The following is a 14,739-nucleotide window of genomic DNA, read 5'->3' on the forward strand; positions in this document are numbered from 1 at the left end:
GGGAAGGCCATCATCAGCTTAACTATTCACATGAATTAAACTAATGGCTAACCCTGATTTTACTAATAGCGCGTACACTGTCACAAAAGTGCGATATGTAAAGTATAGTCAAGGTCTCCGCCCAATCTGCAGCGCCAGCGAGCGAATTATTCCTGCCGTCATGCCCCAGACAAAATAATGCTGATACCAGGATAACCACACCCGATGCGCATTGCCGTGGCGGTGAATATCCAGCGGATGATAGCGACCAAGACGCAGCGCTTCGGCCAGCGGCATCTCAAACACCGCGGCCACTTCGTCTTCACTGGCGTGATAGGGCAAATCCGGCGGGATAATGCCGACCACCGGCGTAACCTGAAAACCGGTCACGCTATCAACCGGCGGCAAAACGCCAATCACCTCGACGGCTTCAGGCGGAATGGCGACTTCTTCCTGCGCCTCACGCAGCGCCGCAGCGATGAGCGACGCATCCGTGCTGTCAACCGCGCCACCGGGGAACGCGACCTGACCGGCATGCTTGCGCAGCAGAGGCGAGCGTTGCGTCAGTAATAAGCCGGGTTGCTCACGGCGCACCACCGGCACCAGCACCGCCGCCTGACGTGTATTTGCCACCGGCGGGTTGAGTTGCGGGCGTAAAAGCTGAAAGCGCGATAAAAAATCATCCAGAGTTAAAGCCGGTTGCTCCACGAATCATCTCTCCAGTTGCCGCAGGATACGGTTAACTTTATCAAAAGTTTCCTGATACTCCGCCTCTTCCTGGCTGTCGGCCACGATGCCACCACCTGCGGAACAGTAAATTTTCCCTGCACAGGCGCTGAGCGTGCGAATGGTGATGCTGGTATCCATGTTCCCGCAGAAACTGAGGTAGCCAATCGAACCGCACCAGGCGTTACGCCGCTGCGGTTCAAGCTCGTCAATAATTTCCATCGCCCGCACTTTCGGAGCGCCAGTGATCGAGCCCCCCGGAAACGCCGCGCGCAGCAGATCGCTGGCATGTCGCCCGGCGGGCAATTTTGCCGTTACGGTGCTGACCAAATGGTGCACGGCAGGAAAAGGTTCGACCACGAACAGTTCCGGCACGCGCACCGAACCGGGAGTCGCCACGCGTCCAATGTCGTTACGCATTAAATCAACAATCATCAGATTTTCAGCCTGGTCTTTCGGCGAGGCGGCGAGTTTCTGTGCTTGCTGCGCATCGGCCTGCGGGTCGGCAAGCCTTGGCAGTGTGCCTTTAATGGGGCGCGTTTCGATATTGTCGCGTTCGAGGCGAATAAAACGCTCCGGCGACAAACTCAGGATCGCGCCGTGTTCAAGGCGTAAAAAAGCGCTGAACGGCGCACGGTTTTCGCGATTGAGTTGGCTAAACGCCAGCCACTCATCCCCGTAATAGTCCGCCGCAAAACGTTGCGCCAGATTGACCTGGTAGCAGTCGCCGCTGTGTAACCACGCCTGAACCTGGCGGAATTTTTCGCCATATTCGCGACGCGTCATATTGGCCTGCCAGGCGGATGTCAGCCGAAACGCCTGGCGCTGCGGTTCACGTTGCGCCTGTAACCATGCCAGCCTTGTGTTAACATCGCGATGGCTGAACAACGTCACACGTTGCAACTGATGGTCGACAACCAGTGCCCAGTCATAAATCCCGACTGCCATATCCGCAATGCTAATGTCCTGTTCGGCAATCGCCGGCAGCTTTTCGAAACGGCGGCCTAAATCATAGCCAAACAGCCCCAGCGCACCGCCCTGAAACGGCAGATCCGCATGAGGTTCACATCGAAAGGGGTAGGCATCCAGACGCTGTTGCAGCAGGTGTAGCGGATCTTCCAAAGATATCTCGCTACCATTAAGGGTCGTTGCCTCGCCGCGCGTCGTCAGCGTTTCCAGGGGATCGGCCACCAGAATATCAAAACGATTATGCGGATGTTCTGCATGGCCAGAATGCAACAGCATGGCCCAGGGCTGGTGGCTGAGGGGGGCAAAGTAGTGTTCGGCGGCGTCCTGGCGCCACGGCAGTGAAATAACGGCAGGGGATAACGTCTTCATTGATCCTGACTCATGTGCGTCTGCGCTGGTGAAGCGCGCCGACGCATGGAATAATTAGCGCCAACAATTTAGCAGGAGTTGACAATGTTTGCAGGTTTACCTTCCCTCAGCCACGAGCAGCAGCAAAAAGCGGTAGAGCGTATTCAGGAATTAATGTCCGGTGGCATGAGCAGCGGGCAGGCGATTGCGCAGGTCGCTGAAGAGTTACGCGCCAGCCATACCGGCGAACGGATTGTGGCGCGCTTTGAAGATGACGATGACGAGTAATTAAACTGCGGCGATGATTTTGATTTCCACTTTATAACGCGGGTTCATCAGTTTTGCCTGCACGGTGCAGCGCACCGGTGCATGGCCTGCCACAACCCAGGCATCCCACGCTTTATTCATGGCGGCGAAGTCGCCGTCATCGGCCAGAAAAATGGTGGCATCAAGAATGTGCGTTTTATCGCTGCCTTGCTTGTGCAGAACCGCATCTATTTGCGCCAGCGTATTGGCCGTCTGTTCAAACGCGTCGGCATCGAGATTTTCCGGCACGCCAGTGTAGTAAAGCGTCTGGTTGTGAATAACCACATCAGACCAGCGGGCTTCCGCATCAATACGCTTAATTGTCATTATCTGTTCCTTCTTATTTGCCATGAATTCGCGGGCAAGAGTGCCATAAAAACCTGGCTGGCGTAAATCCGCTCGCCCTGACATAATCACTGGCGATTTAACCAGGGGGTAGTGTGACGGACGATTTTGCAACAGACGGCCAGTTAGCCAAAGCCATTGCGGGATTCAAACCGCGTGAACCGCAGCGCCAGATGGCGCAAGCCGTCACACACGCGATTGAGAAAACGCAGCCGCTGGTGGTGGAAGCGGGTACCGGTACCGGTAAAACCTACGCCTACCTTGCGCCTGCGCTGCGCGCCGGGAAAAAAGTGATTATCTCCACCGGTTCGAAAGCCTTGCAGGATCAGCTTTACAGCCGCGATTTACCCACCGTCGCCAAAGCGCTTGAGTTCACCGGCCGTACTGCTCTGCTGAAAGGGCGCTCCAACTACCTCTGTATTGAACGTCTGGAACAGCAAGCGCTGGCAGGCGGCGATCTTCCTGTACAAACCCTCAGCGATGTTATTTTGCTGCGCTCATGGTCGAATCAAACCACCGATGGTGATATCAGTACCTGCGTCAGTGTGGCGGAGGATTCGCAGGCGTGGCCGCTGGTGACCAGCACCAACGATAACTGCCTGGGTAGCGACTGCCCGATGTACAAGGACTGTTTCGTGGTCAAGGCGCGCAAAAAAGCGATGGATGCCGATGTGGTGGTGGTCAACCATCATCTGTTTCTTGCCGATATGGTGGTGAAAGAGAGCGGTTTCGGGGAGTTGATCCCGGAGGCCGAAGTGATGATCTTTGATGAAGCGCACCAGCTTCCGGACATCGCCAGCCAGTATTTTGGTCAGTCACTCTCCAGCCGCCAGCTTCTTGATCTCGCAAAAGACTTCACCATTGCCTATCGCACCGAACTGAAAGATACCGCGCAGTTACAGAAGTGCGCCGACCGCCTGGCGCAGAGTACGCAGGATTTTCGCCTGCAGTTAGGTGAGCCGGGTTATCGCGGTAACCTGCGCGAGCTGCTGGCGGATGCGCATATTCAACGTGCGTTGTTGCTGCTCGATGATGCGCTGGAACTCTGTTACGACGTGGCGAAGCTGTCGCTGGGTCGCTCCGCACTGCTGGATGCCGCGTTCGAACGCGCAACGACATACCGTGCCCGGCTGAAACGGCTCAAAGAGATCAACCTGCCAGGTTACAGCTACTGGTATGAATGTACCTCGCGCAACTTTACGCTGGCGTTAACGCCGCTGACCGTAGCGGATAAGTTTACCGAGGTGATGGCGCAGAAAAAAGGTAGCTGGATTTTCACTTCTGCAACGCTTTCAGTGAATGACGATCTGCACCATTTTACCGCGCGGCTTGGCATTGAAGGGGCGCAATCGCTGTTGCTGCCAAGCCCCTTTGACTATCAACGTCAGGCACTGCTGTGCGTACCGCGCAATCTTCCGCAGACCAATCAGCCAGGCGCTGCGCGCCAGCTGGCGGCGATGCTCAGGCCGATGATCGAAGCCAACAATGGCCGCTGCTTTATGCTGTGCACCTCGCACGCCATGATGCGCGATCTCGCCGAACAATTTCGCGCCACCATGAGCCTGCCCGTATTGCTGCAGGGAGAAACCAGCAAAGGGCAACTGTTGCAGCAATTTGTGAATGCCGGTAATGCGTTACTGGTGGCAACCAGTAGCTTCTGGGAAGGGGTGGATGTGCGTGGCGATACGTTATCGCTGGTCATTATCGATAAGCTGCCGTTTACGTCTCCGGAAGATCCGTTATTAAAAGCGCGGATGGAAGATTGCCGTCTGCGCGGGGGCGATCCCTTTGATGAAGTTCAACTGCCGGACGCGGTTATTACCCTGAAACAGGGCGTCGGCCGTTTAATTCGTGATATTGACGATCGCGGCGTGCTGGTCATTTGCGATAACCGACTGGTGATGCGCCCGTATGGCGCGGTTTTCCTTGCCAGCCTGCCGCCTGCGCCGCGAACCCGTGATATTCGCCGCGCGGTTGAATTCCTCGCCTCTCCCCCGGCGCAGTAATTTTCTGCGGACTGTGGTAAGATGCGCGCCATTTTGTTTTTCATGGACCGCTATACCCATGCGCATTCTGGCTATTGATACTGCCACAGAAGCTTGTTCTGTCGCCCTATGGAACGATGGAACCACCTTCGCTCACTTCGAACTTTGCCCACGTGAACACACGCAACGCATCCTGCCACTGGTCAGGGATGTGCTTGGCGACGCTGAACTTAAACTGACGCAGCTGGACGCACTCGCCTTTGGTCGCGGCCCGGGAAGTTTTACCGGCGTGCGCATTGGCATTGGCATTGCGCAGGGGCTGGCGCTCGGCGCTGAACTGCCGATGATTGGCGTTTCAACGCTGGCGACGATGGCGCAGGGCGCGTGGCGCAAAACGGGCGCGACACGCGTACTGGCGGCGATTGACGCACGGATGGGCGAAGTCTATTGGGCAGAGTATCAGCGCGATGAAAATGGCGTCTGGCATGGCGAAGAGACGGAAGCGGTAGTAAAACCGCAAGCCGTAACTGAACGTCTGCAACACCTGGATGGCGAGTGGGCGATAGTCGGTACTGGCTGGCCCGCATGGCCTGAGATGAGCAACAACAGTACGGCAACACTGCGCGACGGCGAGATCTTATTGCCCGCCGCGGAAGATATGCTGCCCATCGCGCGTCAACTGTTGGCTGCGCAGAAAACCGTCGCTGTTGAACATGCCGAGCCGGTTTATTTGCGTAACGAAGTGGCGTGGAAGAAACTTCCTGGCCGGGAATGAATCTCAGTAGTATCCACTGGGGTAAGGAGTCGCATCATGGCGGGTCAAAAAAAGGTTGTGCGCGGATTGCTGGCTGGGCTGGCGATCGCGGTATTAAGCGGTTGTGTTTCTGTGCCTGACGCGATTAAAGGAACCAGTCCCACGCCGCAGGATGATTTAGTGCGGGTGATGAGTGCGCCGTCGCTGTATGTCGGCCAGGAAGCCCGCTTCGGCGGTAAAGTCGTTGATATCCAGAATCAGCAGGGGAAAACCCGGCTTGAGATCGCAGCCGTACCGCTCGACAGCGGTGCGCGTCCGATTTTAGGCGAGCCATCCGTCGGGCGTATCTTTGCCGAGGTGAACGGTTTTCTCGATCCGGTTGATTTCCGAAATCAGCTGGTGACCGTGGTTGGCCCGATAACCGGCACGGCCGACGGCAAAATTGGCAACGCACCGTATAAATTTATGGTCATGCAGGCGGAAGGTTACAAACGCTGGCGGTTAACCCAGCAGGTGATGTTGCCGCCGCAGCCTATCGACCCGTGGTACTGGGGGCCGGGGCCGCACCCACGCGCGTGGCACGGTGGGTACGGTGGATGGGGCTGGTTCCCACCCGAACCTGCGCGAGTCGAGACAGTCGTAACAGAGTAATTTCTTGTTTTATCAGGAAAACGAAACAGCGGCTAAGCCGCTGTTTTTTATATTGGGCTTTGTATAAGAAAAATAATTAGTGACGCGCTTCGCAACCTTCAATCCGCTTAATTAATAAACTGGTACGCTGAGTTAATATTATGTTAACGACTTGTTTATTAACTGGGGTTGTGATGACCAAGAATACTCATTTTAGAGGTGATGCATTGAAGAAGGTTTGGCTAAACCGGTATCCCGCCGATGTTCCGGCGGAGATCAATCCTGACCGTTATCAATCCCTGGTTGAATTATTTGAACACTCCACGGCGCGTTACGCCGACCAGCCTGCGTTTATCAACATGGGCGAGGTAATGACGTTTCGTAAACTTGAAGAGCGCAGCCGGGCGTTTGCGGCTTACTTACAGCAGGGGCTGGGGCTGCAAAAAGGCGATCGCGTTGCGTTAATGATGCCGAACCTGCTGCAATACCCGGTGGCGCTGTTTGGTATCTTGCGCGCCGGGATGATCGTGGTGAACGTCAACCCGCTGTATACCCCGCGTGAACTGGAACACCAGCTTAATGACAGCGGGGCTGCCGCGATTGTTATTGTGTCGAATTTCGCCCATACGCTGGAAAAGATCGTTGATAAAACACAAGTGCGGCATGTCATTTTGACGCGCATGGGCGACCAGCTCTCCCCGGCAAAAGGGACGCTGGTGAACTTCGTGGTGAAATACGTGAAACGGCTGGTGCCCAAGTATCACCTGCCGGACGCGATCTCCTTTCGCCGGGCGCTGCAGACCGGTTATCGCATGCAATACATCAAACCGGAAGTGGTCGCCGACGATCTCGCCTTCCTGCAATACACCGGCGGCACAACTGGCGTGGCAAAAGGGGCAATGCTGACGCACCGCAATATGCTGGCAAACCTTGAACAGGTGAACGCGACTTACGGGCCGTTGCTGCATCGCGGGAAAGAGCTGGTGGTAACCGCGCTGCCGCTGTACCACATTTTCGCCCTGACCATGAACTGCCTGCTGTTTATTGAGCTCGGCGGGCAAAACCTGTTGATCACTAACCCGCGCGATATCCCCGGGCTGGTGAAGGAGCTTGGCAAATATCCCTTTACGGCGATGACCGGTGTGAACACGCTGTTCAATGCCTTGTTGAATAATGAAGATTTCCGCAAGCTGGACTTCTCCTCGCTGCATCTGTCCGCCGGTGGCGGGATGCCTGTTCAGCAGGCGGTTGCCGATCGGTGGGTGAAATTAACCGGACAGTATTTGCTGGAAGGTTACGGTCTGACCGAATGTGCGCCTCTCGTTAGTGTGAACCCGCATGACATTGACTACCACAGCGGTAGCATCGGCCTGCCGGTTCCCTCAACAGAAGCTAAGCTGGTCGATGACGACAACAATGAAGTTGCGCCGGGCGAACCGGGCGAGTTGTGCGTGAAAGGGCCGCAGGTGATGCTGGGATACTGGCAGCGCCCGGACGCCACGGATGAGATCCTGCGCGACGGCTGGCTGCACACTGGCGATATTGCGGTGATGGATGAGGAAGGCTTCCTGCGCATCGTCGATCGCAAAAAAGATATGATTCTGGTTTCCGGTTTTAATGTCTATCCGAATGAGATCGAGGATGTGGTAATGCAACATGCCGGCGTGCAGGAAGTGGCGGCTGTTGGCGTACCGTCGGAAAACAGCGGCGAAGCGGTGAAGATTTTCGTGGTGAAAAAGGACGCCTCGCTGAGCGAAGAGGCGTTGATCGCTTTTTGTCGCCGTCAACTGACCGGATATAAAGTGCCGAAGCTGGTTGAATTTCGCAATGAACTGCCAAAATCGAATGTCGGTAAGATTTTAAGGCGAGAATTGCGTGACGAAGCGCGTGGCAAAGTGGACAATAAAGCCTGAGCTATGCGTAAGTCCCCTTAACGCCGGTTAAGCCGGCGTTTTTTATGGGCGCAACTAAAGAGAAGATGACGTGAATTACCAGATGATAACGACGAACGATGCGCTCGCAGCGTTATGTGACGCCGCCCGCGCATTTCCAGCGATTGCCCTGGACACCGAATTTGTCCGCACCCGCACCTATTATCCGCAACTGGGGTTGATCCAGCTGTATGACGGTGAACATGTGGCGCTGATTGATCCGCTGACCATCACCGACTGGACGCCGTTTCGCGATTTGCTCATCAACACTGGCGTGACCAAATATTTGCATGCGGGGAGTGAAGATCTGGAAGTGTTCCTCAATGCGTTTGGCGTACAACCTCAGCCGATGATTGACACGCAGATCCTCGCCGCGTTCTGCGGCCGCCCGCTGTCGTGGGGCTTTGCTGCGATGGTGGAAGAGTTTACCGGGCTGGTGATTGATAAGAGCGAATCCCGCACCGACTGGCTGGCGCGTCCGTTAACCGAACGCCAGTGCGATTACGCCGCCGCCGATGTGTGGTATCTCCTGCCTATCGCCGGTAAATTACTGGCGGAAACCGATCAGGCGGGAAGGCTGGATGCCGCGCTGGATGAGTGCCGCTTGATGATGCAACGCCGCCAGGAAGTGTTAGCCCCGGAAGAGGCGTGGCGCGAAATTACCAACGCCTGGCAATTGCGTACGCGCCAGCTTGCCTGCCTGCGTTTGCTTGCTGACTGGCGCCTGCGTAAAGCGCGTGAGCGCGATTTAGCCGTCAACTTTGTGGTGCGTGAAGAGAATCTGTGGGCAGTAGCGCGTTACATGCCTGGCAGCATGGGCGAGCTGGACAGTATTGGCCTTTCCGGCAGCGAAATCCGCTTCCATGGTAAAACGCTGCTGGCGCTGGTCGCGCAGGCGCAGGCCTTGCCGGAAGAGGCGCTGCCAGAGCCGCTGCTTAACCTGATGGACATGCCGGGTTATCGTAAAGCGTTCAAAGCTATCAAAGCGCTGGTGCAGACCATCAGCGAAAGTCAGAGCATTAGCGCTGAGCTGCTGGCATCACGTCGGCAGATAAATCAATTACTCAACTGGCACTGGAAATTGAAACCGCAAAATTCGTCACCGGAATTAATTAGCGGCTGGCGCGGGGAATTGATGGGCGAGCAGCTGAAAATATTACTTGCGGAATACCCGCGTTAAATACTGTAAATAAATACAGCTTATTTGCGGAAATAAAATAAAAAAGGCAGAGAATATTCTGCCTTTTTTTATCCCTGCATTTGCGGGGGATCTATTTTGTCTCTTCGGTTTCCGGTAGGGTGACGTTCAGTTCCAGAATGGAAATATCATCCCCTTTTTGCTCCAGTTGCACCGAAACCATTTCCGGATCGATTTGCACATATTTGCAGATCACTTCCAGAATGTCCCGCTTCAGTTGCGGTAAATAATGTGGTTCAGCATCGCTGCGGCGGCGTTCTGCAACAATAATCTGCAGACGCTCTTTCGCAATGCTAGCGGTGTTCTTTTTTCTGGAGAGAAAAAAGTCGAGTAATGCCATAACTTATCCTCCGAACAGGCGTTTGAGGAAACCTTTCTTCTCTTCTTCAATGAAGCGGAAAGGACGATCTTCTCCCAGCAGACGCTCCACGGCATCGGCATAGGCTTTGCCGGCGTCAGCATTGGTATCTAAAATAACCGGCTCACCCTGGTTTGACGCACGCAACACCGACTGATCTTCCGGGATCACGCCAATCAGTTTGATACGCAGGATTTCCAGCACATCTTCCATACTGAGCATGTCACCACGGTTTACGCGACCCGGGTTATAACGGGTGAGCAACAGGTGCTCTTTAATCGGCTCTTCGCCATTTTCCGCGCGGCGGGATTTCGACGCCAGAATACCGAGAATCCGGTCAGAGTCGCGCACGGAAGAGACTTCCGGGTTGGTGGTAATAATCGCTTCATCAGCGAAGTAGAGCGCCATCAATGCGCCTGTCTCAATGCCTGCCGGGGAGTCGCAGACGATAAAATCGAAGTCCATTTTCTTCAGGTCTTCCAGCACCTTATCGACGCCTTCGCGAGTCAGTGCGTCTTTATCGCGCGTTTGCGATGCCGGGAGAATGTAGAGGTTCTCAGTGCGTTTATCTTTAATTAACGCCTGGTTGAGTGTGGCATCGCCCTGAATAACGTTAACGAAATCATAAACCACGCGGCGCTCGCAGCCCATAATCAGGTCGAGGTTACGCAGGCCGATATCGAAGTCGATAACGACGGTCTTTTTGCCCTTCTGGGCTAAACCAGTAGCGATGGCCGCGCTGGAGGTGGTCTTGCCAACGCCCCCTTTACCCGAAGTAACAACAATAATGCGTGCCATAGGAGTTCCTTGTTAAAAGGGCTTAATTTAAGGGTTGAATTGTCAAAGCGTCGTTGGCCAACTGCAAACGCGCCGCTTTGCCATAAAATTCGGCCGGGATCTGATCGCTCAGCCAGTATTCCCCCGCAATGGAGACCAGCTCCGGCGTGAGATGAGAACAGAATATTTGTGCGTCTTTATCACCACTGGCGCCTGCCAGCGCCCGACCGCGCATCATGCCATAGACATGAATGTTGCCATCGGCGATAAGCTCTGCGCCCGCGCTGACGTGGCTGGTCACAATCAAATCACAATTTGGCGCATAAATGCGCTGCCCGGAACGTACCGGCGCGTCAATTAAGCGTGTTTTTGTGACCGGAGCCGCAACCGGCGCCGGTTCCGCAGCGCGCTCTTTACGCGGTGCTTTCTCTTTTCCTTCCGTCAGCAGCGGAAGGCCAGCGCGTTCAACTTCAGCCTTCAGTTCTGGATCTTTGCAGCCGCTGATGCCAACCACATGTAAATCTGTTGTGGTAATAGCCTGCAATAGCGCGGGCCAGTTAACAGCGCCTTCCAGCGCGGAGACATTGACAACAATAGGAGCGTGCAGCAAAAAAGCGGGAGCCTGAGCGATTTTGTCTTCTAACGCCTGACGAATAACCTCGGGTTTTGCATCATGCAAGTGAACCACTGATAAGGTAAAACTACTGCCTTTTAGCTCGATGGGCGTATTTGACATCCTGACCTTACTCATTTTGCTATTATCACCCGTATCTTGAGTGATATTCCGAAGACTATCAGGCATGTTATAGTCACTATTATTTTCAGGCAAGTAACCTCCCGATAATTCCGAGTAAAAGTATGTTTTGTGTGATCTACCGAAGTGCCCGACGCGATCAGACTTATCTGTACGTCGAAAAAAGAGACGATTTTTCCCGCGTGCCGGAAGCATTAATGCAAAGTTTCGGTCAGCCGCAACTGGCAATGATTCTGCCGCTTGATGGACGGAAAAAATTAGTCGGTGCAGATTTAGAAAAAGTAAAAGAGGCGTTAATTTCGCAGGGCTATTATTTGCAACTTCCTCCGCCGCAAGAAAATTTATTGAAGCAGCATCTCGCCGACCAGGGTAAAGAATAATCCTGCGGCAATAACGGCGGAGCTCTCCGCCGTTTCTTATTTATGGCTATTGTATCGCCGTAACATATTGGCATTTGACAAACCGCTGGGTGGCGCGGATAGTCATTTTTCGCTCATGTTCAATGTGTTACCGGAGGTCGTACACCATGTATCAACATCATAACTGGCAGGGCGCTCTGCTGGATTTCCCGGTTAGTAAAGTGGTTTGCGTTGGCAGCAACTATGCGAAACATATTAAAGAGATGGGGAGCGCTACCCCGGAAGAGCCTGTACTGTTTATTAAGCCCGAAACTGCGTTGTGCGATCTTCGCCAGCCGCTGGCGTTGCCGCAGGATTTTGGGTCGGTTCACCATGAAGTTGAGCTGGCGGTGCTGATTGGCGCAACGCTGCGTCAGGCGACGGAAGATCATGTGAAAAAAGCGATTGCCGGCTATGGTGTCGCGCTCGATCTGACGCTGCGCGATCTGCAAGGCAAAATGAAAAAAGCCGGGCAGCCATGGGAAAAAGCGAAAGGGTTTGATAATTCCTGCCCGATCTCAGGGTTTATCCCGGCGGCGGAATTCCAGAGCGATCCGCAAAACACCACGCTTGGGCTCAAAATCAACGGTGAAGTCCGCCAGCAGGGCACCACGGCAGATATGATCCATAAAATTATTCCGCTGATTGCTTATATGAGCCGCTTTTTCACCTTAAAAGCCGGCGATGTCATTCTGACCGGCACGCCAGAAGGGGTAGGGCCGCTAAACAGTGGCGATGAGCTGGAAGTCAGTTTTGACGGGCTGTCGTTAACGACCCGCGTACTTTAAAGCAGTTTGCCGCCTTTCCTGGCGGCAAAACTTGCATCCGCGTGCCAGACTGGTTATAAGGTGCACCCTGGATTTCAACGGCGGATTTCATCATGAGCGACACTCCTTTCTGGCAAAGCAAAACCCTCGGGCAAATGACGGATGCGGAGTGGGAGTCACTGTGCGACGGCTGCGGACAGTGCTGCTTGCATAAACTGATGGATGAAGACACTGACGAAATCTATTTCACCAACGTCGCCTGTCGTCAGTTAAACATAAAAACCTGCCAGTGCCGCAACTATGAACGCCGCTTCGAGTATGAGCCGGACTGCATCAAGCTGACCCGCGAAAATCTCCCCACGTTCGAATGGCTGCCACCAAGCTGTGCTTATCGCCTGCTGGCGGAAGGCAAGGCGTTGCCGCTGTGGCACCCGCTGCGCACCGGCTCAAAAGCCGCCATGCATGCTGAACGTATTTCGGTGCGCCATATTGCGGTGAAAGAGTCAGAAGTCCGCGACTGGCAGGAGCATATCCTCAATAAGCCGGAATGGGCTGATTAACGAAAACGTCATAAATAACCGAGACAATCAGTAGCCAGCAGGGCAGGGAAAAGTGAAGAACCGCTTTCTTGTCACGATTGCAGTTTAGGCTCAACAAGATGACAAAAGTGATGAGCAGGCAGGCAACTAACAGGCCGGTAAGGAGCGCATTTGCGGCAGCAATGTGCAGGGCCACGTAGAGAATAAAAGAAGAGACAATGGCGAACAGCTTAATTTTCTGCGTAAAAACGACCGTCCCTAATGTGAAGTAAAAGAGTGCGATAATTCCAGCCACCCGAATCGTCCTTTTCCCTGTGGGTATTTATTTTTGTGGATGTTTCTGTCCCCGGATCAGTCAAAAAAAACGCTCCCGAAGGAGCGTTCTGTTAGCGACCAAACAGGTCACGTTTTTTCGGTTTAAACGGCTGGGCAATCAGCACCAGCAGCGCAACAACCAGATAAGCGACAAAAATACCCAGTAACCATTGTGGCATTTCCAGTGTCAGGAATGACCACTGGCGCTCGGCACAGTCGCCGGAAGCAACAAACACCTGCGGCAGCCATTTATCCAGCGGCAGCCAGGTCGGAAAACGCGCGGCAAAATCGCACGTCATAAACGGCGAGGGATGTAACTGGATCATCGTATGTTCCCAGGCCAGCTGGATGCCGCGCCAGGCGCTGTAGATCCAGATAGCCAGAGCGACATAACGTAATGGTGTTTTCGGCGCAATGGCCCCGACAATACCCGCGCCCATTACGCCAAAGAGCGCGCTGCGCTCATAAATACACAGGACGCAAGGTTTAAGCAGCATGACATGCTGGAACCACAATGCGACCATTTCCAGCGCAAACGCTGTTAGCGCCATCAAAATCCAGGCACCGCGCCCGCGTGAGCACCCGTTTAAATATCGCAACATAATCATTTCCCTGGGAGATGCGTAGACAAAGCAGTGTAAACGAAATCATTGCGCAGGCCACTAGCGGGTAAGAAAATAATGCGTAATCGAATGTTTATCATGCGAAAAGTCAAACCTGGCAACAAAGTGCTGCCATTTACGCAACAAAATATCCGGCGTCCTGCGGCGTCACGAGTCCGTATTAAAGCCCTGCCGCTGTTGCTGATAAGCGCCGTTAAATCGCCAAAATGGATCCCCGATCCCCTTTTTTCTTCATGAGGTACGCTATCTGCACCGGGTGCGGTCTGGTATGATGAGTGTCCTTTGCTTAGCTGTGTAATGGAAATCTCTCTATGGTCATTAAGGCGCAGAGCCCGGCGGGTTTCGCGGAAGAGTACATCATTGAAAGTATCTGGAATAGTCGCTTCCCTCCAGGGTCGATTCTTCCGGCTGAACGCGAACTCTCTGAACTGATTGGCGTCACTCGTACCACATTGCGTGAAGTTTTACAGCGCCTCGCCCGTGATGGCTGGCTGACAATTCAGCACGGCAAACCGACAAAAGTGAACAACTTCTGGGAAACCTCCGGGCTGAATATTCTGGAAACGCTGGCGCGTCTCGATCACGAGAGTGTTCCGCAACTGATCGATAACCTGCTTTCGGTGCGTACCAACATTTCCACGATTTTTATTCGCACTGCGTTTCGTCAGCATCCGGAAGACGCGCTGAAAGTGCTGGCCAGCGCGCGTGAAGTTGAAGATCATGCCGATGCCTTCGCTAACCTGGATTACAACATTTTCCGCGGTCTGGCCTTTGCATCCGGTAACCCGATTTATGGTTTAATCCTTAACGGCATGAAAGGACTCTATACGCGAATTGGTCGCCACTATTTCTCAAGCCCGGAAGCCCGCAGCCTGGCGCTCGGTTTCTATCATCAACTGGCGCAAGTGTGCGAACAGGCGCAGCATGACAAAGTTTACGAAGTCGTGCGTCGGTATGGGCATGAAAGTGGTGAGATCTGGCATCGCATGCAGAAAACGATGCCGGGTGATTTAGCCTTACAAAGCCGATAAGCAAGA

18 protein-coding genes are annotated in these 14,739 nt (G+C 54.1%); 10 read left to right on the forward strand and 8 right to left on the reverse strand.

Features of this window, described 5'->3' with window-relative positions; all coding sequences use genetic code 11:
• Positions 1-108: 108 nt before the first annotated feature.
• Together BN2591_RS23315 and pabB are read right to left on the reverse strand one after the other, a co-directional pair.
• Entirely contained in the window at positions 109-687 is a 579-nt protein-coding gene (locus tag BN2591_RS23315) for a CoA pyrophosphatase (RefSeq protein ID WP_086874101.1), read from the reverse strand.
• Between the two features lie 3 nt (positions 688-690).
• The gene (gene pabB, locus BN2591_RS23320) at positions 691-2,043 is read right to left on the reverse strand and encodes an aminodeoxychorismate synthase component 1 (RefSeq protein ID WP_086874102.1); all 1,353 of its coding nucleotides are present in this window, start codon (positions 2,041-2,043) and stop codon (positions 691-693) included.
• Positions 2,044-2,127: 84 nt separating this feature from the next.
• On the opposite strand from pabB, the gene BN2591_RS23325 reads away from it, so the two are divergent.
• Positions 2,128-2,310 (forward strand): YoaH family protein, encoded by a 183-nt coding sequence (locus BN2591_RS23325; RefSeq protein WP_017456983.1) that lies wholly within the window; start codon positions 2,128-2,130, stop codon positions 2,308-2,310.
• Here the strand turns inward: BN2591_RS23325 and BN2591_RS23330 are convergent, their stop codons facing one another.
• Positions 2,311-2,655, reverse strand: a complete 345-nt coding sequence (locus BN2591_RS23330; protein ID WP_086874103.1) for a RidA family protein — start codon at positions 2,653-2,655, stop codon at positions 2,311-2,313.
• Positions 2,656-2,768: 113 nt separating this feature from the next.
• Here BN2591_RS23330 and yoaA point away from each other — a divergent pair, with 113 nt between their 5' ends.
• The 5 genes from yoaA to rnd all read left to right on the forward strand — a co-directional run bounded on the left by yoaA (position 2,769) and on the right by rnd (position 9,153).
• Positions 2,769-4,679 (forward strand): DNA repair helicase YoaA, encoded by a 1,911-nt coding sequence (gene yoaA, locus BN2591_RS23335; RefSeq protein ID WP_086874104.1) that lies wholly within the window; start codon positions 2,769-2,771, stop codon positions 4,677-4,679.
• 58 nt (positions 4,680-4,737) lie between these two features.
• Positions 4,738-5,433, forward strand: a complete 696-nt coding sequence (gene tsaB / locus BN2591_RS23340) for a tRNA (adenosine(37)-N6)-threonylcarbamoyltransferase complex dimerization subunit type 1 TsaB (protein ID WP_086874105.1) — start codon at positions 4,738-4,740, stop codon at positions 5,431-5,433.
• 36 nt (positions 5,434-5,469) lie between these two features.
• Complete coding sequence (locus tag BN2591_RS23345; RefSeq protein WP_086874106.1) at positions 5,470-6,063, forward strand: Slp/YeaY family lipoprotein; 594 nt, start codon at positions 5,470-5,472, stop codon at positions 6,061-6,063.
• Between the two features lie 206 nt (positions 6,064-6,269).
• On the forward strand, positions 6,270-7,955 hold the full coding sequence (gene fadD, locus BN2591_RS23350) for a long-chain-fatty-acid--CoA ligase FadD (protein ID WP_141399327.1): 1,686 nt from the start codon (positions 6,270-6,272) through the stop codon (positions 7,953-7,955).
• A 70-nt stretch (positions 7,956-8,025) separates the two neighbouring features.
• Positions 8,026-9,153, forward strand: coding sequence for a ribonuclease D (gene rnd, locus BN2591_RS23355; RefSeq protein ID WP_086874108.1), 1,128 nt, complete (start codon positions 8,026-8,028; stop codon positions 9,151-9,153).
• Between the two features lie 91 nt (positions 9,154-9,244).
• Here rnd and minE read toward each other — a convergent pair whose 3' ends face one another.
• From minE to minC, 3 genes are read right to left on the reverse strand one after another with little or no spacing between them, the layout of a single operon-like run.
• Positions 9,245-9,511 (reverse strand): cell division topological specificity factor MinE, encoded by a 267-nt coding sequence (gene minE / locus BN2591_RS23360; protein ID WP_017456990.1) that lies wholly within the window; start codon positions 9,509-9,511, stop codon positions 9,245-9,247.
• A gap of 3 nt (positions 9,512-9,514) precedes the next feature.
• Complete coding sequence (minD, locus tag BN2591_RS23365; protein ID WP_017456991.1) at positions 9,515-10,327, reverse strand: septum site-determining protein MinD; 813 nt, start codon at positions 10,325-10,327, stop codon at positions 9,515-9,517.
• A gap of 22 nt (positions 10,328-10,349) precedes the next feature.
• Entirely contained in the window at positions 10,350-11,042 is a 693-nt protein-coding gene (minC, locus tag BN2591_RS23370; RefSeq protein ID WP_086874109.1) for a septum site-determining protein MinC, read from the reverse strand.
• 122 nt (positions 11,043-11,164) lie between these two features.
• Here minC and BN2591_RS23375 point away from each other — a divergent pair, with 122 nt between their 5' ends.
• The 3 genes from BN2591_RS23375 (at position 11,165) to BN2591_RS23385 (ending at position 12,785) form a co-directional block, all read left to right on the forward strand.
• Complete coding sequence (locus BN2591_RS23375) at positions 11,165-11,440, forward strand: YcgL domain-containing protein (RefSeq protein WP_086874110.1); 276 nt, start codon at positions 11,165-11,167, stop codon at positions 11,438-11,440.
• A gap of 146 nt (positions 11,441-11,586) precedes the next feature.
• Positions 11,587-12,246 carry a fumarylacetoacetate hydrolase family protein gene (locus BN2591_RS23380; RefSeq protein ID WP_086874111.1) on the forward strand — a complete coding sequence of 220 codons (660 nt, stop codon included), beginning with the start codon at positions 11,587-11,589 and terminating at the stop codon, positions 12,244-12,246.
• 92 nt (positions 12,247-12,338) lie between these two features.
• Positions 12,339-12,785, forward strand: coding sequence for a YcgN family cysteine cluster protein (locus tag BN2591_RS23385; protein ID WP_086874112.1), 447 nt, complete (start codon positions 12,339-12,341; stop codon positions 12,783-12,785).
• Here the strand turns inward: BN2591_RS23385 and BN2591_RS23390 are convergent.
• Positions 12,760-13,059, reverse strand: coding sequence for a hypothetical protein (locus BN2591_RS23390; RefSeq protein ID WP_086874113.1), 300 nt, complete (start codon positions 13,057-13,059; stop codon positions 12,760-12,762). The two genes, BN2591_RS23385 and BN2591_RS23390, sit on opposite strands and share 26 nt — an antisense overlap.
• A 91-nt stretch (positions 13,060-13,150) precedes the next feature.
• Positions 13,151-13,681 carry a disulfide bond formation protein DsbB gene (gene dsbB / locus BN2591_RS23395; RefSeq protein WP_086874114.1) on the reverse strand — a complete coding sequence of 177 codons (531 nt, stop codon included), beginning with the start codon at positions 13,679-13,681 and terminating at the stop codon, positions 13,151-13,153.
• 332 nt (positions 13,682-14,013) lie between these two features.
• Here dsbB and fadR point away from each other — a divergent pair, with 332 nt between their 5' ends.
• On the forward strand, positions 14,014-14,733 hold the full coding sequence (fadR, locus tag BN2591_RS23400) for a fatty acid metabolism transcriptional regulator FadR (protein WP_086874115.1): 720 nt from the start codon (positions 14,014-14,016) through the stop codon (positions 14,731-14,733).
• The last annotated feature ends 6 nt before the right edge of the window (positions 14,734-14,739 follow it).

This window comes from Kosakonia pseudosacchari (genome assembly GCF_900184035.1).
Classification (GTDB): Bacteria; Pseudomonadota; Gammaproteobacteria; order Enterobacterales; family Enterobacteriaceae; genus Kosakonia; species Kosakonia pseudosacchari.

Coding starts and splice junctions, on each gene's coding strand:
- pabB (WP_086874102.1), bottom strand. CDS start 2,043: ATGAAGACGTTATCCCCTGCCGTTATTTCACTGCCGTGGCGCCAGGAC.
- tsaB (WP_086874105.1), top strand. CDS start 4,738: ATGCGCATTCTGGCTATTGATACTGCCACAGAAGCTTGTTCTGTCGCC.
- BN2591_RS23345 (WP_086874106.1), top strand. CDS start 5,470: ATGGCGGGTCAAAAAAAGGTTGTGCGCGGATTGCTGGCTGGGCTGGCG.
- minC (WP_086874109.1), bottom strand. CDS start 11,042: ATGTCAAATACGCCCATCGAGCTAAAAGGCAGTAGTTTTACCTTATCA.
- minD (WP_017456991.1), bottom strand. CDS start 10,327: ATGGCACGCATTATTGTTGTTACTTCGGGTAAAGGGGGCGTTGGCAAG.
- fadR (WP_086874115.1), top strand. CDS start 14,014: ATGGTCATTAAGGCGCAGAGCCCGGCGGGTTTCGCGGAAGAGTACATC.
- BN2591_RS23330 (WP_086874103.1), bottom strand. CDS start 2,655: ATGACAATTAAGCGTATTGATGCGGAAGCCCGCTGGTCTGATGTGGTT.
- BN2591_RS23375 (WP_086874110.1), top strand. CDS start 11,165: ATGTTTTGTGTGATCTACCGAAGTGCCCGACGCGATCAGACTTATCTG.
- BN2591_RS23380 (WP_086874111.1), top strand. CDS start 11,587: ATGTATCAACATCATAACTGGCAGGGCGCTCTGCTGGATTTCCCGGTT.
- BN2591_RS23325 (WP_017456983.1), top strand. CDS start 2,128: ATGTTTGCAGGTTTACCTTCCCTCAGCCACGAGCAGCAGCAAAAAGCG.
- dsbB (WP_086874114.1), bottom strand. CDS start 13,681: ATGTTGCGATATTTAAACGGGTGCTCACGCGGGCGCGGTGCCTGGATT.
- BN2591_RS23385 (WP_086874112.1), top strand. CDS start 12,339: ATGAGCGACACTCCTTTCTGGCAAAGCAAAACCCTCGGGCAAATGACG.
- minE (WP_017456990.1), bottom strand. CDS start 9,511: ATGGCATTACTCGACTTTTTTCTCTCCAGAAAAAAGAACACCGCTAGC.